The organism is Nocardioides ultimimeridianus, from assembly GCF_054777895.1.
The window spans coordinates 17,608-42,970 of the sequence record NZ_BAAHAB010000003.1 but is presented as its reverse complement, the minus strand read 5'-3'; the positions used below and the strand labels follow the sequence as shown (position 1 = coordinate 42,970).

Annotated in this window: 19 protein-coding genes and 1 tRNA gene; 10 read left to right on the top strand and 10 right to left on the bottom strand. The window is 70.8% G+C overall.

The window, feature by feature from the left end:
* Positions 1 to 220: 220 nt before the first annotated feature.
* Positions 221 to 294: transfer RNA gene (locus ACYU8V_RS01320), tRNA-Arg, on the top strand.
* Between the two features lie 36 nt (positions 295 to 330).
* Positions 331 to 1,542, top strand: a complete 1,212-nt coding sequence (locus ACYU8V_RS01315; RefSeq protein ID WP_460844630.1) for an RtcB family protein — start codon at positions 331 to 333, stop codon at positions 1,540 to 1,542.
* 61 nt (positions 1,543 to 1,603) lie between these two features.
* On the opposite strand, the gene ACYU8V_RS01310 is transcribed toward ACYU8V_RS01315, so the two are convergent.
* Positions 1,604 to 3,241: an NERD domain-containing protein gene (locus tag ACYU8V_RS01310; RefSeq protein WP_460844629.1), complete on the bottom strand. Its 1,638-nt coding sequence runs from the start codon at positions 3,239 to 3,241 to the stop codon at positions 1,604 to 1,606.
* A 79-nt stretch (positions 3,242 to 3,320) separates the two neighbouring features.
* Here ACYU8V_RS01310 and ACYU8V_RS01305 point away from each other — a divergent pair, with 79 nt between their 5' ends.
* From ACYU8V_RS01305 to ACYU8V_RS01295, 3 genes are read left to right on the top strand one after another with little or no spacing between them, the layout of a single operon-like run.
* Complete coding sequence (locus ACYU8V_RS01305; RefSeq protein ID WP_460844628.1) at positions 3,321 to 5,525, top strand: hypothetical protein; 2,205 nt, start codon at positions 3,321 to 3,323, stop codon at positions 5,523 to 5,525.
* Positions 5,526 to 5,550: 25 nt separating this feature from the next.
* On the top strand, positions 5,551 to 5,946 hold the full coding sequence (locus ACYU8V_RS01300) for a (deoxy)nucleoside triphosphate pyrophosphohydrolase (RefSeq protein ID WP_460844627.1): 396 nt from the start codon (positions 5,551 to 5,553) through the stop codon (positions 5,944 to 5,946).
* Positions 5,943 to 6,533 (top strand): Imm63 family immunity protein, encoded by a 591-nt coding sequence (locus tag ACYU8V_RS01295; RefSeq protein ID WP_460844626.1) that lies wholly within the window; start codon positions 5,943 to 5,945, stop codon positions 6,531 to 6,533. The genes ACYU8V_RS01300 and ACYU8V_RS01295 overlap by 4 nt, the downstream gene beginning before the upstream one ends.
* A gap of 111 nt (positions 6,534 to 6,644) precedes the next feature.
* Here ACYU8V_RS01295 and ACYU8V_RS01290 read toward each other — a convergent pair whose 3' ends face one another.
* Both ACYU8V_RS01290 and nrdR read right to left on the bottom strand, forming a co-directional pair.
* Positions 6,645 to 9,527, bottom strand: a complete 2,883-nt coding sequence (locus ACYU8V_RS01290; RefSeq protein ID WP_460844625.1) for a vitamin B12-dependent ribonucleotide reductase — start codon at positions 9,525 to 9,527, stop codon at positions 6,645 to 6,647.
* A 148-nt stretch (positions 9,528 to 9,675) separates the two neighbouring features.
* A complete protein-coding gene (gene nrdR / locus ACYU8V_RS01285; protein ID WP_460844624.1) occupies positions 9,676 to 10,143 on the bottom strand; it encodes a transcriptional regulator NrdR in 468 nt (155 codons plus the stop codon).
* A gap of 307 nt (positions 10,144 to 10,450) precedes the next feature.
* On the opposite strand from nrdR, the gene ACYU8V_RS01280 reads away from it, so the two are divergent.
* Positions 10,451 to 10,780 (top strand): hypothetical protein, encoded by a 330-nt coding sequence (locus ACYU8V_RS01280; protein WP_460844623.1) that lies wholly within the window; start codon positions 10,451 to 10,453, stop codon positions 10,778 to 10,780.
* Here ACYU8V_RS01280 and ACYU8V_RS01275 read toward each other — a convergent pair.
* From ACYU8V_RS01275 to ACYU8V_RS01260, 4 genes are all read right to left on the bottom strand, one after another.
* The gene (locus ACYU8V_RS01275) at positions 10,777 to 11,598 is read right to left on the bottom strand and encodes a hypothetical protein (protein ID WP_460844622.1); all 822 of its coding nucleotides are present in this window, start codon (positions 11,596 to 11,598) and stop codon (positions 10,777 to 10,779) included. The genes ACYU8V_RS01280 and ACYU8V_RS01275 overlap by 4 nt on opposite strands.
* A gap of 135 nt (positions 11,599 to 11,733) precedes the next feature.
* A complete protein-coding gene (locus ACYU8V_RS01270) occupies positions 11,734 to 12,252 on the bottom strand; it encodes a hypothetical protein (protein WP_460844621.1) in 519 nt (172 codons plus the stop codon).
* A gap of 272 nt (positions 12,253 to 12,524) precedes the next feature.
* Positions 12,525 to 13,013, bottom strand: a complete 489-nt coding sequence (locus ACYU8V_RS01265; protein ID WP_460844620.1) for a hypothetical protein — start codon at positions 13,011 to 13,013, stop codon at positions 12,525 to 12,527.
* Between the two features lie 174 nt (positions 13,014 to 13,187).
* Complete coding sequence (locus tag ACYU8V_RS01260; protein ID WP_460844619.1) at positions 13,188 to 13,520, bottom strand: LysM peptidoglycan-binding domain-containing protein; 333 nt, start codon at positions 13,518 to 13,520, stop codon at positions 13,188 to 13,190.
* 234 nt (positions 13,521 to 13,754) lie between these two features.
* On the opposite strand from ACYU8V_RS01260, the gene lexA reads away from it, so the two are divergent.
* The 3 genes from lexA (at position 13,755) to ACYU8V_RS01245 (ending at position 17,981) form a co-directional block, all read left to right on the top strand.
* Entirely contained in the window at positions 13,755 to 14,483 is a 729-nt protein-coding gene (lexA, locus tag ACYU8V_RS01255; RefSeq protein ID WP_460844618.1) for a transcriptional repressor LexA, read from the top strand.
* 67 nt (positions 14,484 to 14,550) lie between these two features.
* Positions 14,551 to 16,236, top strand: a complete 1,686-nt coding sequence (locus ACYU8V_RS01250; protein ID WP_460844617.1) for an MXAN_6640 family putative metalloprotease — start codon at positions 14,551 to 14,553, stop codon at positions 16,234 to 16,236.
* 86 nt (positions 16,237 to 16,322) lie between these two features.
* Positions 16,323 to 17,981 (top strand): MXAN_6640 family putative metalloprotease, encoded by a 1,659-nt coding sequence (locus ACYU8V_RS01245; RefSeq protein ID WP_460844616.1) that lies wholly within the window; start codon positions 16,323 to 16,325, stop codon positions 17,979 to 17,981.
* 6 nt (positions 17,982 to 17,987) lie between these two features.
* Here ACYU8V_RS01245 and ACYU8V_RS01240 read toward each other — a convergent pair whose 3' ends face one another.
* The 3 genes from ACYU8V_RS01240 to hflX form a co-directional block, all read right to left on the bottom strand.
* Positions 17,988 to 19,976, bottom strand: a complete 1,989-nt coding sequence (locus tag ACYU8V_RS01240; RefSeq protein ID WP_460844615.1) for an ATP-dependent DNA helicase — start codon at positions 19,974 to 19,976, stop codon at positions 17,988 to 17,990.
* Positions 19,977 to 20,041: 65 nt separating this feature from the next.
* The gene (locus tag ACYU8V_RS01235; protein WP_460844614.1) at positions 20,042 to 21,532 is read right to left on the bottom strand and encodes a hypothetical protein; all 1,491 of its coding nucleotides are present in this window, start codon (positions 21,530 to 21,532) and stop codon (positions 20,042 to 20,044) included.
* Between the two features lie 74 nt (positions 21,533 to 21,606).
* Positions 21,607 to 23,127 (bottom strand): GTPase HflX, encoded by a 1,521-nt coding sequence (hflX, locus tag ACYU8V_RS01230; protein WP_460844613.1) that lies wholly within the window; start codon positions 23,125 to 23,127, stop codon positions 21,607 to 21,609.
* A gap of 149 nt (positions 23,128 to 23,276) precedes the next feature.
* Between hflX and ACYU8V_RS01225 the strand changes: the two genes are divergently transcribed.
* Positions 23,277 to 25,235, top strand: coding sequence for a S53 family peptidase (locus ACYU8V_RS01225; protein ID WP_460844612.1), 1,959 nt, complete (start codon positions 23,277 to 23,279; stop codon positions 25,233 to 25,235).
* Positions 25,236 to 25,363: the final 128 nt, after the last annotated feature.

The following is a 25,363-nucleotide window of genomic DNA, read 5'->3' as shown; positions in this document are numbered from 1 at the left end:
ACTCCTTCGATAATTAGTATGCGCGCATACTATTGGCGAAGGTGCGGTCGCGTCAATATTCGGTGGCCGGCGGCGCGCGTACGGCCCTAGCCTCGACCCGGCCCACCGCACGACCAGGAGCAGGCACATGAATCAGCGAGAGCGCACCGCAGCGCCGCTGACGCCTGCCCGAGGTGTGCTCCAGCCCCGGCGCTGAGCCGGCGCGCGCTCGCGCACCCTCACCCCTTTGGCTCAGCTGGACAGAGCGCCGCGCTACGACCGCGGAGGTCGCAGGTTCGACTCCTGCAAGGGGTACGTATCACCCATCCCGCCCCGAAGGAGGCAACCATCATGAACACCCTGCCCGTGCGTCTGCCGGGCGCCGCGGCCGAGACCCTGATGTGGGCTCGGGTCGAGGACGTCGAGCCGCAGGCGCTCGACCAGCTGCGCAACATCTCCCGCCTGCCGTGGGTCGAGGGCGTCCGGGTCATGCCCGACGTCCACCTCGGCAAGGGCGCGACCGTCGGCTCGGTCGTCGCGATGCGCAACGCCGTCTCGCCGGCCGCGGTCGGCGTCGACATCGGCTGCGGCATGCAGGCGGTGCGCACGTCGCTCACCGTCGAGGACCTGCCCGAGTCGCTGCGCTCGATCCGCGCGGCCGTGGAGCGGGCGATCCCGGTCGGCTTCAAGGCCCACCGCGACGCTCCCGACGTACGCCGCCTCGGGCTCGAGCACGGCCGCTACGCCGACTGGCGCGGGTTCTGGGCGGGCTTCGGCGGGCTGCACGCGAAGGTGCAGGACCGCGAGAAGCGCGCGCAGCAGCAGATGGGGACGCTGGGTGGCGGCAACCACTTCATCGAGCTGACCTCCGACGAGGGCGGTCAGGTGTGGCTGATGCTGCACTCCGGGTCGCGCAACATCGGCAAGGAGCTGGCCGAGCGGCACATCGCCGAGGCGAAGGGGCTGGACCACAACCTCTCGCTGCCCGATCGCGACCTCGCGGTGTTCCTGGCGGGCACGCGTGAGATGGACGCGTACCTCCGCGACCTCTACTGGGCGCAGGAGTACGCCGCCCGCAACCGCGCGGTCATGATGGCGCTGTTCTGCGAGGCGGTGCGCGTGGAGTTCGCGGGTCGTGGCGTCGAGGTGGAGTTCGGGGAGCAGGTCTCCGCGCACCACAACTACGTCGCGCAGGAGACCTACGACGGTGTCGACCTGATCGTGACCCGCAAGGGCGCGATCCGGGCGGGTGCCGGCGACCTCGGCCTGATCCCCGGCTCGATGGGCACCGGCTCGTACGTCGTCCGCGGGCTGGGCAACGAGGCGTCGTACTGCTCCGCCTCGCACGGCGCCGGGCGCCGGATGTCGCGCAACGCCGCCAAGCGCGCCTTCACCGTCGGCGACCTGGAGGCCCAGACCGCCGGGGTGGAGTGCCGCAAGGACGCCGGCGTGCTCGACGAGATCCCCGGCGCCTACAAGGACCTCGACTCGGTCATCGAGGCCCAGACCGACCTCGTCGAGGTCGTCGCGAAGCTCACCACGCTGATGTGCGTGAAGGGCTGAGCACAAGGGTGCGCTGCGCCTGCACCACGTGCGGGCGCAGCGCACCTCAAGCCTCCGCGGATCACTCGATCCCCAGCGCCCGCGCCACGCTCGGCCCGCCGACCTCCCGCACCCACTCGGGGTCCCCCACCACGACCAGCTCGTCGGTGGCGCGGGACATGCCGACGTACAGGCGCTCCCTGGCCCGATCCCTCACGGACTCCTCGTTGAGGCAGAGGACGACGGCTGCGCGCTCGAGGCCCTTGCAGCCGAGGACGTGGCCGTAGAAGACCTCGTCGGCGTCCCAGAAGGTCTGCCAGTACGCCTCCTGGCCGAGCTCCTCGACCTGCATCGTCTGCGTGGAGTGCCGGTGGCCGGTCGTGATGAGGGCGATCCGGCCCGGCTCCCAGCCCTCGTCGTCGAGCAGCCGGATCACCTCCTGGTCGGCGACCTCCTCGGCGTCCGCGGCAGCAGCGGCCACGAAGCGCACCGCGGGGCCCGACCCGCCGCGGGCATACATGCGCGAGGGCGCCAGCGGGTGGAACGCCTCGAACACCTCCTTGGTGTTGCGCAGGCAGTGGTCCAGCACCAGCGGCACCAGCGCGACCGGCGGGGCTCCGAAGCGGCCGAAGATGCGCTGGTTCTCGTCGGAGAAGACGTAGACGCCGCCCTCCTCCGAGCGCAGTGCCTTGAGCACCGGCGCCCACCACGACTCGGCGAAGTCCTGCGCCTCGTCGACCACCACGGCGTCGTACCTCCTGCCGTCGCTCAGCTCGTCGGCCAGGTCGCTCATCAGCCGCGGCAGCTCGACCTCCCAGAAGGCGCTGTCGGTGCGATCGCCGGTCGGCGCGCCCCACTGGCGGCCGAACTCCTCGAAGGTCCCGACGTACGCCGGCCGGTGCTTGCGCGGCCACCCGTCCACCTCGCGGCGGAAGTGGCTCGCCAGCCCGATCGAGTAGCACAGCAGCGCCACCCGCTGCCCCTTGCGCGCGAGCTCCTTGGCCTGCTGCAGCGCCAGCACGGTCTTGCCCGATCCGGCCCCGCCACGGACCTCGACGCGGTGGAGCAGGCGGGTGACCTGCAGGATCATCGCCTGCTGGTCGGTCAGCCGGTCCATCTCAGCGGCACGCTCGAGGGCGAGCGCGTTGGGGTCGGCGGCGCGGCCACGGCGGTTGCCGGCGAGGATCTCGGCGATCAGCTCGACGTCGTCTTCGGTCAGCGCACGTTGCGTCCGGTCCGCGCGGTAGGCGTTCTCGCGCACGCGCGTGGGCAGGTGCTCGAGCTGGTCGCGATCGTGGAGTGCCCACCGCGGCAGCTCCGGCAGGTCCTCGTCGGTGAAGGAGGAGTACGGCGTCACGACGCCGTGCGCCCACGCCACCCGGCCCCGGGTGCCCCAGCGCGGGTCGTGCTCGACGTACCGCCGCAGCGCGTACTTCGCGTCCCGCGCCTGCCCGACCGGATCGATCCACCGGTCCTCGCCGCGAGCCTTCTGGCACCACCCACGGTCGTACCAGACCGAGCCGCCCTTCACCTCGAGCACCAGCACCCCGTGCTCGGGCATGAGTACGACGAGGTCCGCCTCGTAGTCCTTGTCCTCGTCGGTCAGCCGCAGGTTGGCGAGCAGGACGTCCTCCGGGCCGAGCCCGTCGGCCAGCCGCCGCCACACGTCGGCCTCGGACTGGGTCGTGAACGCGGGCGACTCCGGGATGCAGGTGACCACGGCGTCATCGTGCCCCTCCCGGCCGACGATTTCCCGGTTCCGCGGGATTCCGTCGGACGAATCCGGCAGGGTTCGCACCATGATCACCATCCCCACGCTCCGCGGCGTCCTGCGCGCCGCGGTGGCGCCCCTGCTCGGCTACGCGATCACCCTGGGCGCCTCGCTCGTGCTGATGATCCTGGTCGTCGTCGGCCTCGCCACCGGCAGCGACACGTCCGGCTCGGACAACCCGAGCGACGACGTCGACGTGCAGGCGATCGGCACCCTGATCGGGATGCCGTTCCAGCTCGCGGCGATGGCGCTGGGTGGCGCGATCCGGCTCGGCGAGAGCGAGTTCGGGGTCTCGCTGTTCGCGCCGCCGCTGCTGGTCACGGCGGTCTTCGTGGGGTCGGTGCTGTGGCTCTCGCGCCGCGCGGAACGACGGACGCCGTCGGCGAGCACGGCCGAGCGGATCCTCCTCTCGACCGCCTCCGCGCTGATCCTCGCGGTGGTGGCGTGCGTCGCGACCCGGGTGCTCGCGATGCGCTCCGACGGCGTCGTCATGCACGCCGCGACGCTCGGCCTGTTCTTCGGCACGCTGATCCTGGCCGGTGCCGCGGGTGCGCTCGGGCGCCAGTCCGTGGTCGCGTCGCTGTGGCCGCGGTGGCTCCTCGCCGACGTACGACGAGCGATCCACCTGTCCGCCCAGCACCTCCTCCTCTGGCTCGTGGTCGCCACACCCATCGTGGTGCTCTGGGTGCTGCTGCGGACGAACGTGGAGACGGCCGCGTTCGCGGTCGTGTGGGCGCCGACCGTCGATCTGTGGGCGTTCGCGATGGGCCATCTGGGCGCCTGGACGGCGTTCGGCGGCCAGCGGATGGCGTGGGGCTTCGGCTGGGTCGCGGGCCTCGTGCTCCCCCTGCTCGCCCTCGGCCTGACCCTCGTCACCTCGATCGCCTGGCACCTGCGCCGCCGGCACGACCGCGAGCTGCTGACCCAGCCGATCTCGTGGGTGTTCCTGCCGGCGACGTACGCCGTCGGGGGGCTGCTGGTGACGCTGATCTCGACCGTGGTGCTCAGCGGCGACGCGTTCGGCGGCTCGCTGTCGGTGAGTGCGCACCCGGCGTACTGGCTGGTCCCGGTGCTCGCCGTCTGGGGCGTCGTCATCGAGACCCTGTCGAGGTACGTCGCACCGGCGCTGGCCGCCGGCGTACCTCCCCGGCTCGCGCAGCGGCTCGCGAAGGGTCCGAGGGAGCTCTACTCCCCGCCCAAGGAGCCCACGCGGTGGATCCCGATGTCGCCGGCGGACCGTGCCCGGGCGAAGCGCGGCGCGATCGGGCTCGGGGTGCTCACCGTGCTCGCGCTGGTGGCGATCATCGCGGTGAACGTGATCGGCGCGACGGCGTACAGCCCCGAGCACCAGGCACGCGCCTACCTCGACGCCCTCGTCCGCGGCGATGTCGCCAAGGCCGTCGAGATCGCCCCGGTCGATGACGGCGCCTCGAGCGCGCTGCTGACGCAGGAGGTGTACGCCGCAGCCGGTGACCGGATCACCGGCTACGACATCACCAAGGTGGAGACCCACGGCAGCTCCGCGACCGTCACCGTCGACCTCGACGGCCCGCAGGACGGCCACGGCGTCGAGCTGAGCCTCTCGGCACACGGGTCGGCCGGAGTGTTCTTCCACCACTGGCAGGTCGACGACGGCGGACTGGCCCGTGAGGTGAGCATCGACGTGCCCGACACCAGCACCTCCCTGACCGCCAACGGCGTCTCCGTGCCGGTGACCGGCGGCGACACGGCCGACTTCTGGGCGATGCCCGGCTCCTACGCCTTCAACCCGTACGCCGACAGCGAGTGGCTGCAGGCCGGCGATGACCGCACCGCAGTGCCGGCCTCGGAGTCCTACGGCCTCTACGCCGAGGTCAGCGACCCGCAGCCCTCCGACGCGCTGAAGCAGGCCGTCGACACGAAGCTGGCGTCGTGGCTCGCAACCTGCATGAGGGCCACGACCCTGGAGCCGAAGGGCTGCCCGCAGTCGGGATACGGCTACGGCGACAGGCAGCGCGACGTCACCTGGACCCTCACCACCGCGCCGACCGTGTCGTGGGACGGCTTCTACGGCAGCTTCCCCGCCGACCTCTCCACCGACTCCGGCGACGCGAAGGTGACCTACGAGTACGACGACTCCTACGGCTTCGGCGCCCCGCACTGGGTCAAGGAGTCCGACACCTCCAGCCTCTACGTCAACGTCAAGGTCGAGCTCGTCGACGACCAGCCGAAGGTCACCTTCGACAGCTACTGAGCGCCGCCCTCCTACGCTGCTGCCCATGGCAGGCAAGCAGATCGCCGTGGTCGGCGCGGTCATCGTGTGTGACGGCAAGGTCCTCTGCGCCCAGCGCGGCACCGGCGCGTTGGCGGGATTGTGGGAGTTCCCCGGCGGCAAGGTCGAGCCGGACGAGGCGCCCCACGACGCCCTGGTCCGCGAGATCGAGGAGGAGCTGGGCTGCGCGATCGCCGTGGGCGACCTCGTCACCACGACCACCCACGTGTACGACGCCGGCGTACTCACCCTGACGACGTACTACTGCGAGCTGACCGGCGGCACGCCCGAGCTCACCGAGCACTCCGAGCTCGCCTGGCTCGCACCCGCCGACCTCGGACGCCTCGACTGGGCCCCGGCGGACCTGCCCGCGATGGAGGTCGTACGACGGGACCTCGCGTGAACCCCGACGAGATCGCCTCGACGCTGGAGGGCATCCGGGAACGCCTCGCGAGCCTCTCCGGTGAGCAGCGGATCCAGCTCCCGCGGCACGGCTTCGGCGACGACGTACTGGGCTACTTCCTGCCGGGCGACGCCGGCAACCCCGTCCCCGGTCGGTGGTGCACGGTCTACAGCGAACGCGGCAAGGACGAGCTCCGCGACACGGCCGACTCCGAGGATCAGCTGCTCTGGCTGCTCTTCGAGTCGATGTTGCAATCGGCGGCTACCGGCTGGGAGGTCGCCCACCGGATCCCGCACCGGGACACCCGCCGCGTCTGGTTCGCGAAGATGGCGGAGTGGACCGCGGCGTACTGGCCGCACTGGTCGGATCGGCTGGCCGCCCTCCAGCAGGCGATCCTCGACGTCGCCCCGTACGACGACGCCGCCACCGTCTTCGCGGAGTTCATGGCGACCCTGCGACCGGCCGAGCGCCAGGCCGTGTGGCGCCTGCCCGACCTGGAAGCCGCCGCCGTCCGCTCGGCCGTCATCGACCTCTTCCACGCCACCGGCACCCTGCCCTCCCTCGCCGAGGTCGAGGCGCGGCTCTGATCGTCCGGTGGATCCTCAGTCACCAGGCGACCGAGAATCCACCGGATGCCCACCAGACGCCGAAGCGGCGGCCACCCTCCCGGGTGACCGCCGCTTCCGCGTCTCAGACGGTCAGCTGCAGCCCGACGTGGAGCCGCAACCCTCACACACGTAGCAGGAACCGGCGGGGCGCATCTTGGTGCCGCAGGTCATGCAGAGCGGGGAGTCGACCGCGTGGCCGGTGATCTGCTCGAGGAGCTCGGCGGAGGTGCGGGCCTCGACCGTCGGGGCTCCCGCCAGCGGGTCCTCGTCGTCCTCGACCTCGATGGTCTCGGCCTCGACCGGCTTGACGACCGGGATCGTCTCGACCAGCTCGGAGGCGTTGCCGGTCTCCTCGACGGGCTCATAGGAGCCGGTCTCGAGGTGGCGCTGGCGCTCCTCGGCGGAGTAGATGCCGAGCATCGAGCGGTCCTCGAAGGACAGGTAGTCCAGCGCCAGGCGCCGGAAGACGTAGTCCATGATCGACTGGCTCATCCGGACGTCCGGGTCGTCGGTGAGGCCGGCGGGCTCGAAGCGCAGGTTGGTGAACTTCGAGACGTAGGTCTCCAGCGGGACGCCGTACTGCAGGCCGATCGAGACCGCGATCGAGAACGCGTCCATCACGCCGGCCAGGGTCGAGCCCTGCTTGCCGAGCTTGAGGAAGATCTCGCCGAGCTCGCCGTCGTCGTGGGCGCCGGAGGTCATGTAGCCCTCCGCACCCGCGACCGAGAACGAGGTCGTGCGGGCGATGCGCGACTTCGGCAGGCGCTTGCGGGTCGGGGCGTAGACGACCTTCTCCACGACCTTCTCGACGACCTGGGCCGCGGCAGCGGCGTCGGCCTTGTCGGCGGCGTCCTTCTTGGCCTTGCCGCCGCCGTCGGCCAGCGGCTGACCGACCTTGCAGTTGTCGCGGTAGATCGCCGTGGCCTTCAGGCCGAGCTTCCACGACTCCATGTAGATCTGCTCGATCTCCTCGACCGTGGCCGACTCGGGCAGGTTGACCGTCTTGGAGATCGCGCCGGACAGGAACGGCTGGCAGGCCGCCATCATCTTGACGTGGCCCATCGGCTTGAGGGCCCGCGCGCCCATCGCGGTGTCGAACACCTCGTAGTGCTCGGTCTTCAGACCGGGGGCGTCGATGACGTGGCCGTGCTCGGCGATGTACTCGACGATCGCCTCCACCTTCTCCTCGTCGTAGCCCAGCTTGGTCAGCGCCCGCGGGATCGTCTGGTTCACGATCTGCATCGAGCCGCCGCCGACCAGCTTCTTGAACTTGACCAGCGAGAAGTCCGGCTCGATGCCGGTCGTGTCGCAGTCCATCATGAAGCCGATGGTGCCGGTCGGCGCGAGGACCGAGGCCTGCGCGTTGCGGAAGCCGTTGGTCTTGCCGAGGTCGACGACCTTGGCCCACTCCTCGGTGGCCAGCTTGTGCACCTGCGCGTCGGCGACGTGCAGCGTGCGCACCTCGTCGTTGGCGGCCTGGTGCTTGCGCATGACGCGGTTGTGCGCCTCGGCGTTGCGGGCGTAGCCGGCGTACGGGCCGACGATCGCGGCGAGCTCCGCGGAGCGCCGGTACGACGTGCCGGTCATCAGCGAGGTGATGGTGGCCGCCATCGAGCGACCGCCGTCGGAGTCGTAGCCCAGGCCCATCGCCATCAGCAGCGCGCCGAGGTTGGCGTAGCCGATGCCGAGCTGGCGGTAGTCGCGGGTGGTGACGCCGATGGGCTCGGTCGGGAAGTCGGCGAAGCAGATCGAGATGTCCATCGCGGTGATGATCAGCTCGACGGCCTTCGCGAACAGCGGCGCGTCGAAGGTGTCGTCGTCCTTGAGGAACTTCAGCAGGTTCAGCGACGCCAGGTTGCACGAGGAGTTGTCGAGCGACATGTACTCCGAGCACGGGTTGGACGCGGTGATCCGGCCGGTCTCGGGGTTGGTGTGCCAGTCGTTGATGGTGTCGTCGTACTGCAGGCCGGGGTCGGCGCAGGCCCACGCGGCCTCGCTGATCTTGCGGAACAGGCTGCGGGCGTCGACGGTCTCGATGACCGAGCCGTCCTTGCGCGAGCGCAGGCCGAACTCCTTGCCCTCCTCGACCGCGCGCATGAACTCGTCGTTGACGCGGACGGAGTTGTTGGCGTTCTGGTACTGGACCGAGGTGATGTCCTTGCCGCCCAGGTCCATGTCGAAGCCGGCGTCGCGCAGGGCGCGGATCTTGTCCTCCTCGCGCCACTTGGTCTCGACGAACTCCTCGATGTCGGGGTGGTCGACGTCGAGCACGACCATCTTGGCCGCGCGACGCGTGGCGCCGCCGGACTTGATGGTGCCGGCCGAGGCGTCGGCGCCGCGCATGAAGGAGACCGGGCCGCTCGCCGTACCACCGCTGGAGAGGAGCTCCTTGGAGGAGCGGATCCGGGAGAGGTTCAGGCCGGCGCCGGAGCCGCCCTTGAAGATGAAGCCCTCCTCCTTGTACCAGTTGAGGATCGAGTCCATCGAGTCGTCGACCGAGAGGATGAAGCACGCGGAGACCTGCTGGGGGGCGGTCGTGCCGACGTTGAACCACACCGGGGAGTTGAAGGAGAAGTACTGGTTGACCAGCAGCCAGGTGAGCTCGTGCTCGAAGATCTCGGCGTCGGCCTCGGTCGCGAAGTAGCCGTGCTCGCGGCCGGCGGCGACGTACTTGCCCACGACCCGGTCGATGAGCTGCTTCAGGCCGGACTCGCGCTCGGGGGTGCCGACCGCGCCGCGGAAGTACTTGGTCGTGACGATCGTGCTCGCGTTGACGCTCCAGAAGTCCGGGAACTCCACGCCGCGCTGCTCGAAGACCGTCTCGCCGGTCTTCCAGTTGGTCTGGACGACGTCGCGCCGCTCCCAGGTGATCGCGTCGTAGGGGTGCACGCCCTCGCTGCTGAACACTCGCTCGATGGTCAGGCCCCTGCCTGCCGTCTGACCTGCTGCCTGGCTGTTCACGGTCTCGGTCATGTGCTTCCTGTTCCCCTTTGTGGTCGCGCGGTGCTGGTGTGCGGCGTGCTTGCTTCAAGTGTTGCTCGTGGCGCCGACAACGTGTCGGTCGCCGGAGTTGGGTGCCCGGGCAGACAGCTTCCCCACTGGCTGCCCGGGCGGTCTGGGGTCAGCCCGTGCTGGGCTGGAGCTCGCGCTCGGCGCGGAGCAGGGCGATCTCGGCCTCGAAGTCGTCGGCCGACTCGTAGCCGCGGTAGACGCTGGCGAAGCGCAGGTAGGCGACCTCGTCCAACGCGCGCAGCGGGCTCAGGATCGCCAGGCCCACCTCGTGGGCCGCGATCTCGGGGCTGCCGGCCAGGCGCAGCTGGTGCTCGACCTCCTGGCCGAGCCGCGCCAGCGCGTCCTCGTCGACGGGCCGCCCCTTGCACGCCTTGCGGACGCCGGCGACGGCCTTGTCGCGGTTGAACGGCTCGTTGGTGCCACTGCGCTTGAGGACGGTCAGCTGCATCTGCTCCACGGTGGTGAACCGCTTCTCGCAGCTCTGGCAGACTCGGCGCCGGCGGATGCTGGAGCCGTCGTCGGCGACGCGGGAGTCGAGGACCTTGGTGTCGCAGTGCTTGCAGTACGGGCAGTGCATGGGGTCCCCCTCCCGGAGCTGAGCCTGTGGATGAACCGGTGGAGAACCGGTGTTCCGCTGTGGAGATCCGGCAGTGACCTGTGCAACTCCAGCGGCCCGTTGTGGACTAGATGTGGAGAACTACACCGGTGTAACTACTAGATGTAGTGGTAACCGTACGCCCGTGGCACCAGGGAGGCAAGACCCGGGCACCAGCGATTCGGCAGGTGTCGTCGTACCGGGGTGTTTGCGCAGGTCAGGGCCGTCTTCGGAGTTCTGGGACGGCGCGCCTACGGCGTGTCTGGCCCCATCAGTCACAATGGCGCCTGTGGCCGGAGGGAAGCGGGCGGGCGCGCGGGAGGCGCGACGGTTCCGCCCTGCCCTGCTGGGCCTCGCCGTGGCCATCACCGCGTGCGTCGTGGCCTGGGGCTACCTCGTGTACGCCGCCATCGACATCGGCGCCGACGCTCGCCGGGACGGCTCGTTCGCGGCCTGGGCGCTGCTCGGGCTGGCCTCACTCGGCGCGGTCGCCTGCCTGTTCCTCGGGCTGATGCTGGCGGTGCGGGTCTCGCGGGCGCTCGGCATCACCCACGGCCCCGATCCGCGTCCGGTGCGCGACCCGGATGCACCCAAGGGCGGGAAGCGGGCGGCGCGCTAGCAACGGGCGCACCGGGTCGGCCGGCCCTCCCAGCCACGCCGGGCCAGCACCGCGCCGAGCCGCATCGCGGTCGCACAGCCGTCGCGGAACACCTGACCGTAGGTGATGCGCACCGTGATGTCGCCGGTCTCGGCGAGGGTGGCGAGGTCGCGGTGGGCGTCGGCGTCGCGCATCCGCGTGGTGCCGTGGAACGCGAACCCGTCCGGCTCCACGATCACCCCGAACGCGGCGTACCTCAGGTCGTAGCGCACCGCCCGTCCGTCCGCCGTGCCGCGGACCTGCCGCGCGACCGGCGGCAGCCCGTGCGGCCGAGCCACCTCAGTGAGGAACCCGCGCTCGAGCACCGAGTGGGACCCGTCGGCGACGTCATCGATCAGCCCGGCCAGGATCCGCCGGTGCCCGACCCGCTCGCGCCCCTCCAGCGCCGACCGCACGCGCCAGATGGTCACCCGGTCGCGACTGTTCGCGATCAAGGCGTACGCCGTCGCCACATCGCGTTGGGCCAACAGCTCTTGTGCCACGTCGATCACCGCGTGCTCGGGCAGCAGCGCGGGAGGGTCACCGGCCCACACCACTCGCTGGTCGAAGGATCGGGTCCGGCGTACGACGACACCCGGCGGGCCTGATGGCCTGCGCGCCCAGTCGACGGCGACCTCGATCCCACCGGCTGCGGGTAGGCCGAGCGCGGACCGGCCCGACAGCGCAGCCGGCCAGACCGCGAGCACGGCCGCCCACTCGCGCTGCCGCTGGGTCAACGGACCCGTGTGGTCGACGTACACGCCCGGGTGGACGGTGGCGAGCCGGCGCCGGCGGAGCACGCTTGATGTCGTGCGGTAGGGCGCCGGCCTCGAGCAGCTGGCCGCGGCCGACCAGACCGCGCTGGCGGCGCAGTGTCGTGGCAACTACGGGGAGATCGAAGTCCATCGGATAGCCCCGGATCTCCCCACAAGCCCTCAGCCGTAGGGATTGACCAGCACCGGCCGGGCCGTGACGACCTCGAGCCGCTGCGGCGTGCCGATGACGGTGAGGGTGCCGGGGATCGCCTGCCACGCGCCCTGCCCGATGCGGAACCGCCCCGAGTAGACGGTGTCGAGGCGCGGGTGGACCACGCCCTTGCGGAGGTACTCGTGGGTCACCAGCAGGTGCGGGTACGCCGCCCCCGCGCTCGTCCCGCTCGCCCGGCCGCCGTCGCCCCACCTCCACCGGTAGCTCGGCGTGGCCTCGATGGTGATCCGCCTCCCCAGCAGGGTGACGGTCTTCGTGGTCGGGCCGGTATTGGTCGTGTAGAAGTTCGTCCGGAAGTTGACCAGGGTCCGGCCGTTGACGGGCTGGATCATCAGCGGGCTGCCGGGCCAGGACAGGCGCCGCATCGCCTGCGCCACCTGGCCCGGGCTCGGTCCGAGGCCGGCCATCGAGTCGCTCGACGTCTGGCACACGGTGCGGGACGTGCCGTCCGACAGGTGCTCCGTCATCTGGAACCCGTCGCCCACGTTCATGCCGGGACACGCCACCGGCTGGCAGGCCCCCGCGGAACCAGGCGCGCACACCTCGCTCACCCCGACGACATCGACCGAAGTCCCAACAGGGGCGCTGCCGCCGTGCGAGCGGTCCTGACACTCGACCGCTGCAGCGATGAGGGTCGCGCCCCCTGCACACGATCCACCGCCGCGAGCCTGGGCCGGAGTGTCGACGAAGAAGAAGCTCACGTAGACGACCAACAGCACGGCGACACCGCGACGCAGCATCACTTCACGACCCGAATGAGCGTGGCGACCCGCAACCCGTCGCCCTGCTTGACCAAGGTGATCTCCAACATCGTCGGACCACCCGGGAACGACCCTTTGACGGTGCCGGACTGATCGACGATCCGACTCGGGCGACTCACCGTTCGGACGTGCCACCTGCCCGAGGCCGCGCGACCGATCGACACGATTCTCGACTGCCCGCCGACGACCTTCCGGCCCGCCGCGTACACCGCTTTCACCACTTCAGCGGCGACAGAGCAGCTCTTGCACCTTCGCAAGTTCATCCGCTGCCATGCCGCCGGGTTGCCGGTGCGCTCCATGGCATCCATCGCGTGCACCCACCGCCGCAGGAACTCCTGCGGGGTCTCGACCGCGGCAGCGGTCGTGGTGGGCGGGGAGACGGTGGGGCTGGGCGAGAACCGGGGCTGCGGGTCTCCCCCGCACCCGACCAGCAGCAACAGCAGGACGGCGATGCCGACGTACTTCATGGAACCCTCCCGAGGCGGATTGCCCAGAACGTACGCCGAAGGCACCCCGCCCGGCCACCCTCGGCCCGCCGCCCTGTGGAGGAACAGCGCGAGGGGCCCGATCCGCGCAGGATCGGGCCCCTCGTCTTCCCCTACGTCCGCCGGGGTCGAGGCGACGGACGAGCTGGTCGTGCCTCAGTTGGGCACGCGGATCTGCTGACCGACGTAGACCATGCCGTCGTCGATCGGGTTGAGGTCCTCGAGGCGCTGCACCATGTCACCGGTCTGCGTGCCGTGGGCCGCGGCGGCGTCGCCGGCGATGTCCCACAGCGTGTCGCCGGGCTGGACGGTGACCAGGTGGACGTCGGGCGTCCCGGAGTGGCTGCCGGCGGCCGAGGCGGAGGCGACCATCAGGGCGACCGCGAGCACCGCCAGCAGCGAGAGCGCGAGGACCACGAGCCGGCCGCGGCGGGTGAGCCGCACCTGCGGGCGGGAGACGTACGCGGGGCTGAAGCTGATGGTGCTCATGGTGACCTCCGGGGAAGGGGTTGCTGGTCGGTGTGCCCTCACTCTGACCGAGGCCGCCGACACAACTTCTGGGCCCGGCTTCGATCAGACGTTCGATCGAACACATGGACGAGCATAGAACACGCATTCGACACAATCGCGGCATTTCGTCGCACGCGTGTTCGACGGCGTGTCGCGACACGCCGGATCGAACACCTGTTTGAGATCCGGGGTGATCGGGGTTACGTTCGACCCATGACCAAGAAGGCTGTTCGCCCCGTGAGTGAGCTCCCCGACGGTCCGCCCGACGGCACGGGCCTCACCCCACGCCAGCAGCGGATCCTGACCACGATCAAGAAGGCCATCGACAAGCGCGGCTACCCGCCGAGCATGCGCGAGATCGGCGAGGCGGTGGGCCTGACCAGCACCTCCAGCGTCGCCCACCAGCTGCGCCAGCTCGAGGCCAAGGGGTTCGTACGCCGCGACCCCCACCTGCCCCGCGCCATCGAGGTGTTCCTCCCCGAGACCCTGATGAAGCGACGCCCGCTCAGCGGCATGACCCAGGCCGAGTCGGAGTACGACGAGACCGCCATCAACGACTCCGCGCCCGCCCCGAGCAACGTTCCGCTGGTCGGCCGGATCGCCGCCGGCGGACCGATCCTCGCCGAGGAGCGGGTCGAGGACGTCTTCCCGCTGCCGAAGCAGCTGGTCGGCGACGGCCAGCTGTTCCTGCTGGAGGTCAGCGGCGAGTCGATGATCGACGCCGCGATCTGCAACGGCGACTACGTCGTCATCCGCCAGCAGGCCACCGCCGAGAACGGCGAGATCGTCGCCGCGATGATCGACGGCGAGGCCACCGTGAAGACCTTCCAGCGCAAGAACGGCCAGGTGTGGCTGCTGCCGCACAACCCGGCCTTCGAGCCGATCGACGGCACCCACGCCACGATCCTGGGCAAGGTCACCGCCGTGCTCCGCAAGGTCTGACGCCGACGCCGCGCTTCTTTGCCTCTCCCGGGTCCGCCCGGGGATGCCGATCCCCTAGATTCAGCAGGTGATCCGCATCTCCGGACGGGCCCGCGTCCTTTCCCTGGTCATCACCGCGTCGCTCGCGGGCCTCGGCGTCACCGGTGCGAGCCAGCCGGCCCACGCCTCCCCGGCCACCGCCGCGATCCACCAGCCTCCGACGACGACCCGGGCGCAGGCCGCCGCCGAGCTGTCCCGGGCCGAGTCCCTCTTCGGAGGGAGCCGGGCCGCGTCCCGCCTCGCGCAGAGGCACGAGGACGCCACCCTGCTGTTGCGCGACCTGCGGGCCGCCTATCCCGCGCTGTCCCCCGATCAGCGCACCCAGGCCGACCGGATCCTTGCGCGGCCGGGGCCCTCCGACAGCGACCCCGACTTCCCGGTGGTCTACACCGGCACCGAGCACGAGGAGTGCAGCACCAGGCTTCCCCTCTGCGTGCACTACGACCTGTCGACCGAGGACAGCACCAACGGCGTCGACCCCACGGACGGTGGCGACACGAACAAGGATCCCGACTACGTCGACGAGGTGCTCGCGACGATGGAGCACGTCTGGGACACCTACGCCGCCGCCGGCTACCGGATGCCGCTCGTCGACTCCGCCAGCGCCGACAACGGCAGCCTGGGCGGCATGAACGCCGACCAGACCGACATCTACCTGGGCGAGCTCTCCCGCTACCACCTCTACGGCTTCTGCACGAGCGACGACCCCGCGCTGAACACCGGGTACGCCGGATCGGCGTACTGCGTCCTCGACAACGACTACGCCCCGGCCCAGTACCCCGGTCACACCCAGCTGGAGAACCTCGAGGTGACCGCCGCCCACGAGTTCTTCCACGCGGTGCAGTTCAGCTACGACTTCTTCGAGGACCCCTGGATCATGGAGGCGACCGCCACCTGGGCCGAGGACGAGCTGTACACCTCGATCAACGACAACATGCAGTACCTGTCCTATGGCGCCGACCCGATCCGCAACCCCTCCCTGCCCCTGGACACCAACGGCGACGTCAACCTGCACTGGTACGGCACCTGGATCTTCTTCCGGTTCCTGACCGAGCGCCTGGTGACCGAGAAGTCCGGTGCGCTGCCGCTGCTGATCCGCCAGATCTGGCAACGCCTGGACGCCAGCCCGGGTGCGCCGGACATGTACTCCATCAAGGGGGTCAGGAGCGCGCTCGCCGCGCACCACATCGACCTCACCCGCGCCCTGAGCAGGTTCGACCTCGCGGCCCGTCACCCCACGAGGTACTTCAGTGAGGCGGCGGCCAACCAGTACCCCAGCGCGCCGGTCGCGACCAGCTCCTCGGTCGGGCCCGGCCACCTCAGCTGGTCGACCTCCTTCCGGCTCCTGCACCTGAGCTACCGGGTGCTCCGGCTCACCCCGAAGGCCGGCACCGGCAGTGCCTGGCACCTGCGCCTCCACCTGGACCTTCCGGCGAAGACGCGTGGTGCGGCGGCGACGCTGTGGATCAACGCGGCCTCCGGCGGCACCTCCTCGCGGCTGATCGCGCTCTCCTCGACGGGCGATGCGACCATCCGCATCCCGTTCGGCTCCGCGACCGTGCGGAACGTCGAGGTCGAGGTGGTCAATGCGTCTCCGCGCTTCAGCACCTGCTGGAACGGCTACAGCAGCGCGACCTACTACAGCTGCTACGCCCAGCACGGCACCGACGACAACCTCCCGAACGCGGTGCGGGCCACGGCGTACCGGAGCTGAGCCCGCGACTTTTCGGGGCGCGCCCCACGCTCACGTAGGGTCGTCGGGTACGTGCTCTGTCCGGTCAGTCGAAAGTCGAAGGTTCCATGCTCCGCAGCAGCAGGCCTGTTCTCGGGCTTCTCCTCGCCATCACGCTCGCCGGGTCACTGGCTCTGGTCTCGCCGGGGGCCCAGGCGGCGCCGGCCGCGAGCCACGCCTCCGACCCGAGCCCGCGCGCCCTGCTGCACCGCGCGCAGCACGCGCTGGACCGGGTGCAGCAGATCTTCTCCGCCACCGGTACGACGGTCCGCGGCGACGCGACCATCGCGCTGCGCAACCTGGCCGAGACCAAGAGCGCGCTGCCGCCGAGCCAGCAGCGCGAGGCCGAGCGGTACTTCGCCCGGCCGACCGCCAGCAGCTCCAACTGCCCCGGCGACTACGCCTGCTACAAGTCCACGGCGAAGCGCTACGAGCTGTGCAACTCCCGGATCTGCGTGCACTACGTGCGCCAGGGCACCGGCCCGAAGCGCGACAACACCAACGGGGTCGACCCCGAGGACAACGGCCGGTCCGGACGCTGGAGCGGCCGGGCGCACAACGGCGTGCCCGACATGGTCGAGTTCACCCTCCACCAGCTGACCCGCATCGACTCCGTCTACCGCAAGGCCGGCTACCGCTCGACCCGCGGCGACGGCCGCATCGGGGGCGACTCGCGTCGTGACATCTACCTCGGCAACATCGGGTCCAAGGGCCTCTACGGCTACTGCACCTCCGACGACCCGAAGCTGGCGTACGACGCGTCGGGCACCAACCACCCGGCCGTGTCGGCGTACTGCGTGCTCGACAACAACTACAGCCACAGCGAGTTCCCCTACCACTCCCCGCGGCAGAACCTCGAGGTCACCGCGGCGCACGAGTACTTCCACGCGGTCCAGTTCGCCTACGACTTCGACGAGGACTCCTGGATGATGGAGGCCACCGCGACCTGGGCCGAGGACGAGCTCTACACGAAGATCAACGACAACCGCGGCTACCTGCCCTACGGCCCGATGGGCAAGCCCACGGTCAGCCTGGACGCCTACTCCAACTCCAGCGGCAGCGCGGCCTACCTGCACCAGTACGGCACCTGGATCTTCTTCCGCTACCTCACCGAGCACTACCCGACCAAGCAGGGCATCCTGCCGACGTTGGTACGCCGGATCTGGGGCCTGTCGATCGGCAAGAGCGGCTATTCCGTCGAGGCCATCAAGCAGGCGCTCATCGAGCGCGGCACCAGCCTGGACACCGAGTTCGCGCGGTTCGTGGTCGCCAACCGGCGACCGGGCGCCTACTACCACGAGGGCGGCTCCTACACCGCCACGAAGCTGGCCGGGTCGAACACGCTCGCCCCGGGTCTGCTCGGCAACACGGCCACGAAGTCGCCCAACCTCCCGCACCTGAGCTCGGCGACGTACCGCTTCCTGCCGGGGACCGGGGCGACCAGCCTCGACCTCACGACCACCGGCAGCACCGGCTCCGACGTCGAGGCCGCGATCGTGGTCCACACCAAGGACGGCAAGTACTCCCGCACCGTGGTCCCGGCGAGCACCACCGCGCGGACCGTGACCTTCGACCCGGCGACCGTCGCTTGGGTGGAGGTGTCGCTGATCAACGCCGGCACCCGCTACACCTGCTGGAACCGCACGACCGGCTTCTGGATGTACACCTGCCAGGGCACCTCCAAGGACGACAGCCCGGGTGCCAGCCTGCAGGCGACCGCGTCCTGACCTGAGCTACTGCCCTGCTGCGGCGGCGAGGCGGGCCAGTGCCTGCCTCGCCACCGCCGGGTCGGTCGTCGACCACATCGGCGGCAGGCTGGCCTTGAGGAACCCGCCGTAGCGGGCCGTGGCCAGCCGGGGGTCCAGCACCGCGACCACGCCGCGGTCGGTGTGGGTGCGGATCAGCCGGCCCGCGCCCTGGGCGAGCAGCAGCGCGGAGTGGGTGGCGGCGACCTGCATGAAGCCGTTGCCGCCGGCCTTGTCGGCGGCCTTCTGCCGCGCGCTCATCAGCGGGTCGTCGGGCCGCGGGAACGGGATCCGGTCGATGATGACCAGCTGGCAGGTGTCGCCCGGCACGTCCAGCCCCTGCCACAGACCCAGGGTGCCGAACAGGCACGTGTGCGGGTCCTCGACGAACTGCCGCGCGAGCTCCGGCAGCTGGGCGTCGCCCTGGGCCAGCGTGGTCAGGTGCGGCAGCTTGGTGCGCACGTGCTCCGCGGCGGCCTCGGCCGCCCGGCGGCTGGAGAACAGCCCGAGCGTGCGGCCGTCCGCCTTGTCGATCAGGTCGACGATCTCGTCGAGCTGGGCCGGCCCGAGGCCGTCGCGGCCCGGGGGCGGCAGATGCTTGGCGACGTACAGGATGCCCTGCTTGGGGTAGTCGAACGGGCTGCCGACGTCCAGGCCGACCCACGGCTGCACGCCTTCCTTCGGCTCGGTCGGAGCCGCGCCCGCCTCGACCCGCTCGGAGGGCTTGAGGCCGACGGTGGTGGCGAGGGTGGTGAAGTCGCCGCCGAGCATCAGGGTGGCCGAGGTGAGGACCGCGGTCTTCTCGGCGAGCAGCTTGTCGCGCAGCTGGCCCCACACCTGCAGCGGCGCGATGCACAGGCGCGGCGGGATCCGCTCGGTGCCCTCAGCGAGCCAGAGCACGTCGGCCTCGGAGGCCGCGGCCATCCGCTCGGTGATGGCGAAGACGTCCTGCACGCCGGCCTTGGCCTGCGCGAGGCCGGCGTCGGGCTCGCCGCCCGGCTCGGCCCGCGGGAAGGCCGAGACGCAGGCGCGTGCCGCGTCGCGGACCAGCGCCAGGGCGTCGGCGAGCTCCTCGGGGAGGGTCTCGATCCGGCCGGGCGGGGTCTCGCCCAATGCGGCCCGCAGCGTGTCGGAGGCGTCGGCGAGGTCGTGGGCGGCGTCGTCGGCGTGTTTCATCGCGCGCTTCGCCGACCGCTCGACCTCGGCGGCCCACAGCTCGGCGGTGGAGGCCTGGGTCACCCGCGCGACGAGCTCGTGCGCCTCGTCGACGATGACGGCGTCGTACTCCGGGAGCATCGGGATGCCCTCGATCGCATCGATGGCGAGAAGGGAGTGGTTGGTGACCACCAGGTGCGACTTCTGCGCCTTCTCCTTGGCGCGCTCGGCGAAGCACTCCTCGCCGAACGGGCAGCGGGTCGCCCCCAGGCACTCGCGAGCGGAGACGCTGACCTGGCGCCACTCCTTGTCGGTATGGCGCGGAGCGTTGTCGCGCTCGCCGCTCCCCCGGGAGCCGGCCTCCTCCTCGGCCCACTCGCGCAACTCCAGGACCTTCTTGCCGAGCGCGCCGAGGGCGGCCTCGGCCTGGATCAGCTCGCCTTGGTCGTCGGGCGCCCCCTCGCGGACCCGGTGCAGGCACGCGTAGTTCGACCGCCCCTTGAGTACGGCGAAGCTGGCGTCCACCCCGGGCATCGACCCGACCGCCTCGACCAGCCGCGGCAGGTCGCGCTCGACGAGCTGGTGCTGCAGGGCCAGGGTCGCGGTGGCGACCACGACCCGGTCGTCGTGGAGCAGGCTGGGCACCAGGTAGCCCAGCGACTTCCCGGTGCCCGTGCCGGCCTGGACCAGCAGGTGCTGGTGCCCCTCGAGCGCGGCGCCGACCGCCTCGGCCATCAGCGCCTGGCCCTCGCGGGGCTGGCCGCCGAGCGCCTCGACCGCGGCCGCGAGCACCGAGCGGACGGGACTGTCGGGATCAGGCACCCGAGAACCTTAAGGGGCGGGACCGACGCATCGCTGCCTCGGTCCCGCCGCCTGTGGAGGACGGGTCAGCTCACGATCCTCACCGCCGACGTGGCGCCGCCGGTGCCGGCGCTGTTCCTGAACGTGACGACGAGCTTCGCCTTGGCGCCGGCGTGTCCCAGCAAGCCCCGGATCGCGGAGCCGGCGGTGATCGACCGCTTCCAGCTGCCGGCCGAGCCGACGGCGTACGAGACCTTCTGTGATGCCGTGTGGCCGCTCCAGCTCGCCACGAGCGTCACGACCGCGGTCCCCTCCGAGTTCGTGCGCAGCGTGTACGCCGCCTTCCCCGCGGACTTGTCGTACGTCGCGCCGGCAACGCCCACCTGCGGCATCATCGCGCTGTTGCGGGTGGCCCACAGCACGGTCTTCCCGCCCGTCACCTGGCCGATGCCGACGAGCCACTTCCGGGAGATGTCGGTCGAGTTCATCGTGTAGTACCAGAGGCCGTGGGCGGAGTAGTCGAACACCGCGTACTTGTCGATCGTCCCGCCGGGGCCGCCGCTCACGCGCGCCGCCCAGACCTTGTCGTCGTCGTTCCACTGCAGGACGAAGTGCCCCGCGGATCCGGGCACCGCATGCACGTGGGGCCGGCGGCTGAGGTGGCCCACGGCGATCGTCCGGACCGGCCCCATGCTGACCGTCGTCGGACCGGTCGGCGTGACCGCGCGCAACTGCAGCCGCTCGGTGTAGGTGTCGCAGTCGTAGGTCGCCATGGCGAGCGCGCCGGACGTGTCGCCAGCGGCCGACATGAAGTACGGGCAGGTGAAGACCTTGCGGTCCTGGTTCGCGTCGTCCTGGGTGCCGGGGTGGACCCAGGCGTCGGTGCCCGGCTCGAAGAAGTACAGCGGCACGTATGCCGAGCCGGCGGTGGTCAGGTTGTTGTTGCCCCGGCTGATCAGCCGGTCGGTCAAGCTGTAGGTCTCGGCCCAGCCCAGCGTCGGGTACGACGACGGGACATGCGCCTGGTACGACTCGTGGTCGTCGACGGTCATGTAGAAGCCGCCCTGGCCGTCCGGGGAGGCGTCGTCGTTGCTCCACGCGTTGGTGTGGACCAGGACCGGGCCGTTCCAGCCCGCGCCATCGTCGTCGGAGTACCAGATGTAGTGCCCGTACGCCGGGTCCGAGCCGCTCGAGGAGGCGTTCGCCTCCAGGTAGAGCCGGCCCTGCGAGCCGTCGTACATCAGCCCGGGCGCGCCGATCTCGTCGAGGTAGGCGTCGGTGCTGGTGATCGGCGGGAGGAAGACCGATGTCCAGCCGCTCGTCCCGCTCTGGCGACGCAGCCGGATGGTCGACACCGCGTGCCCGGCGGAATCGGTGAAGCTGTCCGAGTAGGCCAGCACCGAGGCGCCGCTGGGGGTGGTCGTCACCACGACGCCTCCCCACTGGTGGCCCGACGGCATGGTTGCGACGGTGATCGCAGAGGACGAGGCGACGGCCGGTGTCGACGTACCGCAGACGAGTGCGGAGAGAGGGAGCAGGGCGACGGCGAGCGCCGCGGGGAGCAGGCGGGTTCTCATGCGTCCACCGTGGCCGCCGGGCCACCCCGATCACACCGGTGCTGACGCGACAACCGGTGGTGGTGCCAGCACCCTCAGACGGCGTACGCCGCCAGCTCGCCGGCGAGCGCCTCGGAGGCGAGCCCGGTGATCCGGGTGCCGTCGGCGGTGTGCTCGAGGGTCGCGATCTCGCCGTCGCGGTGGATCCGGTCGATGAGGTCGCCGCGGGCGTAGGGCACCAGGGCCTCGAACGCGACGCCGGGCCGTGGCAGATCGGCCTCGACGGCCGCGACCGCGTCCTCGATGCCCTCGCCGGTCTTGGCCGACACCGCGACCGAGTGCGGCTCGGTGCGCAGCAGTCGCTGGACCACGAGGGGGTCGGCGGCGTCGATCTTGTTGATGACGACCAGCTCGGGGACCTCGGCCGCGCCGATCTCGGAGAGCACCTCGCGGACCGCGGAGAGCTGGCCCTCGGGGTCGGGGTGCGACCCGTCGACGACGTGCACGATCAGGTCCGCGTCGGCGACCTCCTCGAGCGTGGACCGGAAGGCCTCGATCAGCTGGTGCGGCAGGTGCCGCACGAAGCCGACCGTGTCGGACATCGTGTAGATCCGCCCGTCGGCGGTCTCGGTACGCCGGGTCGTGGGGTCCAGGGTCGCGAACAGCGCGTCCTCGACCAGTACGCCGGCACCGGTCAGCCGGTTGAGCAGGCTGGACTTGCCCGCGTTGGTGTAGCCCGCGATCGCGACGCTCGGGATCTCGTTGCGCCGCCGCTCCTGCCGCTTGGTGTCGCGGGTGCCCTTCATCTCCTTGAGCTCGCGGCGCAGCTTCGCGATCTTGTCGTTGATCCGGCGACGGTCGGTCTCGATCTTGGTCTCACCGGGGCCGCGGCCGCCGATGCCGCCGCCGTCGGCGCCGACCCGGCCGCCGGCCTGGCGGGACAGGTTGCCGCCCCAGCCGCGCAGCCGCTGCTTCATGTACTGCAGCTGGGCCAGCTCGACCTGCGCCTGGCCCTCCTTGGACTTGGCGTGCTGGGCGAAGATGTCCAGGATCAGCGCGGTCCGGTCGACGACCTTGACCTTGACCCGGTCCTCGAGGTTCCTCAGCTGGCTGGGCGCGAGCTCGCCGTCGCAGATGACGGTGTCGGCGCCACTGGCCTGGACGATCTCGGCCAGGCCCTCCACCTTGCCGCGACCGATGTAGGTCGCCGGGTCGGGGTTCTGCCGGCGCTGGTAGATCGCGTCGAGCACCTCGGAGCCGGCCGTCTCGGCCAGCAGCGCGAGCTCGGCCATCGCGTTCTCGTGGTCGGCGACGGTGCCCTCGGTCCAGACCCCGACCAGGATGACGCGCTCGAGCCGGAGCTGGCGGTACTCGACCTCGGTGATGTCCTCGAGCTCGGTGCGCAGGCCCGCCACGCGGCGCAGCTCGTGCCGCTCGGCGAGGTCCATCGCGCCCGTGGTGGGCGCGGTCGCGGGGCTGCCGCTGGGGTCGGTGGTCGCGTCCTCGGCGTACCCGGACTCGAAGTCGTCGGGCTCGTCTGTGTCGTCGAGGCCGTCCCAACCTTCGGTTGCGGCGATCTCGGCGTCGAGGGAGAAGTCATCTGCACGGTTCGTCATAAGCATCACCAGCGTAACGGCCCAGCGGCGGGAAGACTTCCCGTATTTCTTTCCGATCACAGCCCTGTCCACATCGGCGGACCGAGGGTAGGTTCCCAACCGGGGGCCCACTCCGGGTTGCCCCATCGGTTTCTCGGAAAGGAACTCGCATGGCACGCGCTCGTACCCGAGCAGTCGCCGCGGCCACCTCGGTGGCTGCTGCCTGCGCGATCGCCGGCGTCGCCGGACTCCCCGGTCGCGCCGACGCCGCATCCCGGCACACCCTCGCCGGTAGCGTCCCCTCGTGGGCCAACAGCTCGCACAAGGTGTCCGCCACCCCCGACAGCCAGGCGGTGACCTTCCGGGTCTACCTGCCGCTGCAGCACGCCGACCAGGCCGCGGCCCTCGCGACCGCGGTGTCGACGCCGGGCAGCGCGCAGTACGGCAAGTTCCTCACTCCCGCGCAGTTCCGTGCGCAGTTCAGCCCGTCGACGGCGTCGGTCAACCAGGTCAAGACCTGGCTGAAGGCGCAGGGCTTCTCGGTCGGCACGGTCCCCGCGAACCGCAAGTACGTCGAGGCCACCGGCACCGCCGGCCAGGCCGCGACGACCTTCAACACCTCCTTCGCCGAGTACAAGGTCCAGGGCCGGACGGTCCGCAGCAACACGACGCCGCTCTCGGTGCCGGCCGCCGCCGGTGACGTCGAGTCCGTCGTCGGGCTCGACGAGTCGCAGACCCTCGCGCACGCCAACAAGGTCACCCCGGCGCCGGGTGCCTTCCTCAACGCGACCCCCTGCTCGGCGTACTGGGGCGAGAAGACGGTGGCGAACACGCCCACCAACGACAACAAGGTGCTGCCGAGCGACCCGGCGAACTTCTCGCCGTGCGGCTACTCCGGTGCACAGCTGCAGGGCGCCTACGGCATGAAGAGCGCCATCGACAACGGCAACGACGGCTCCGGCGTGACGATCGGCATCATCGACGCGTTCGCCTCGCCGTACATCGCCAGCGACGTGGAGACCTACTCCGCCAAGCACGGGCTGCCCTCGATCAAGGGGCACTTCACCCAGGTCATCCAGCCCGGCTCGCAGAACAAGCCACAGAACCGGAAGATGGACCCGGCCGGCTGGGCCGGCGAGGAGACCCTCGACGTCGAGGCCGTGCACACCATGGCTCCCGGCGCCGACATCGTCTACATCGGTGCGAACAACAACGGCCGCGACATGGATGCGCTGATGAACCGCGTCGTCGACAACCACCTCGCCGACATCGTGTCCAACTCCTACGGCTACGGCGGCGAGGCGCTGCCGTGGGGCACCATCAAGCCGTCCCTGGACACCCAGATCCAGGCCGCGGCCGAGGGCATGTCGCTGCTGTTCTCCAGCGGTGACTCCGGTGACGAGACCGGTGGCGACCCCACGGTCGCCCCGAGCCCGGACTGGCCGGCCTCGAGCCCCTACGTCACCGCCGTGGGCGGCACGTCGATGGGCATCGGCTCCGACAACAGCCGGATCTTCGAGACCGGTTGGGAGACCGCGAAGAGCACCCTGAACGCCGACGGCACGTGGAACGCGCCGTTCTACCTGTACGGCTCCGGTGGCGGTACGTCGCGACTGTTCGCGCAGCCGTCGTACCAGGCCGGCGTGGTGCCGACCGACATCTCGCAGACCTACGGCGGCGCGCCGATGCGCTCGGTGCCGGACGTCTCGGCGCTCGGTGACCCGACCACGGGCATGCTCGTCGGCGAGACCCAGGCGTTCCCCGACGGCTCGCAGAAGTACGCCGAGTACCGCATCGGCGGCACCTCGCTCGCGTCGCCGCTGTACGCCGGCATGCTGGCCCTCGCCGCCCAGAAGGCCGGGCACAGCTTCGGCCTGGCGAACCCGACGCTGTACGCCGCCGCCGCTCAGTCCTACGACGTGACCGGTGCCTCGGACGCCACCTACGACGGTGCCGTGCGCTCGGACTTCGTCAACGGCCTGGACGCCACCGACGGGTACGTCTACAGCGCCCGCTGGTTCGACCGCGGTGACATGCTCACCATCCACACCCGCACCGGCTACGACGACGTCACCGGCGTCGGCTCGCCGGACGGCGCGGCGTGGCTGGACGCGGTCGCCGGCCAGTAGCACCCGGCAACCAGCAACGCAGAAGGGCTCCGCACCGATCGGTGCGGAGCCCTTCTTGTCGGTTTCGATACGTCACTCGCTGGCGCTCGCTCCTACTCAACCAACGACAGGTCGTTGGTTGAGTAGCC

Excerpts from the sequence above, each read along its gene's own strand:
- ACYU8V_RS01225 (WP_460844612.1), top strand. The coding sequence starts at position 23,277 with ATGGCACGCGCTCGTACCCGAGCAGTCGCCGCGGCCACCTCGGTGGCT.
- lexA (WP_460844618.1), top strand. The coding sequence starts at position 13,755 with ATGACCAAGAAGGCTGTTCGCCCCGTGAGTGAGCTCCCCGACGGTCCG.
- ACYU8V_RS01245 (WP_460844616.1), top strand. The coding sequence starts at position 16,323 with ATGCTCCGCAGCAGCAGGCCTGTTCTCGGGCTTCTCCTCGCCATCACG.
- ACYU8V_RS01265 (WP_460844620.1), bottom strand. The coding sequence starts at position 13,013 with ATGAAGTACGTCGGCATCGCCGTCCTGCTGTTGCTGCTGGTCGGGTGC.
- ACYU8V_RS01315 (WP_460844630.1), top strand. The coding sequence starts at position 331 with ATGAACACCCTGCCCGTGCGTCTGCCGGGCGCCGCGGCCGAGACCCTG.
- ACYU8V_RS01260 (WP_460844619.1), bottom strand. The coding sequence starts at position 13,520 with ATGAGCACCATCAGCTTCAGCCCCGCGTACGTCTCCCGCCCGCAGGTG.
- nrdR (WP_460844624.1), bottom strand. The coding sequence starts at position 10,143 with ATGCACTGCCCGTACTGCAAGCACTGCGACACCAAGGTCCTCGACTCC.
- ACYU8V_RS01300 (WP_460844627.1), top strand. The coding sequence starts at position 5,551 with ATGGCAGGCAAGCAGATCGCCGTGGTCGGCGCGGTCATCGTGTGTGAC.
- ACYU8V_RS01290 (WP_460844625.1), bottom strand. The coding sequence starts at position 9,527 with ATGACCGAGACCGTGAACAGCCAGGCAGCAGGTCAGACGGCAGGCAGG.
- ACYU8V_RS01305 (WP_460844628.1), top strand. The coding sequence starts at position 3,321 with ATGATCACCATCCCCACGCTCCGCGGCGTCCTGCGCGCCGCGGTGGCG.
- ACYU8V_RS01270 (WP_460844621.1), bottom strand. The coding sequence starts at position 12,252 with ATGACGGAGCACCTGTCGGACGGCACGTCCCGCACCGTGTGCCAGACG.
- hflX (WP_460844613.1), bottom strand. The coding sequence starts at position 23,127 with ATGACGAACCGTGCAGATGACTTCTCCCTCGACGCCGAGATCGCCGCA.
- ACYU8V_RS01235 (WP_460844614.1), bottom strand. The coding sequence starts at position 21,532 with ATGAGAACCCGCCTGCTCCCCGCGGCGCTCGCCGTCGCCCTGCTCCCT.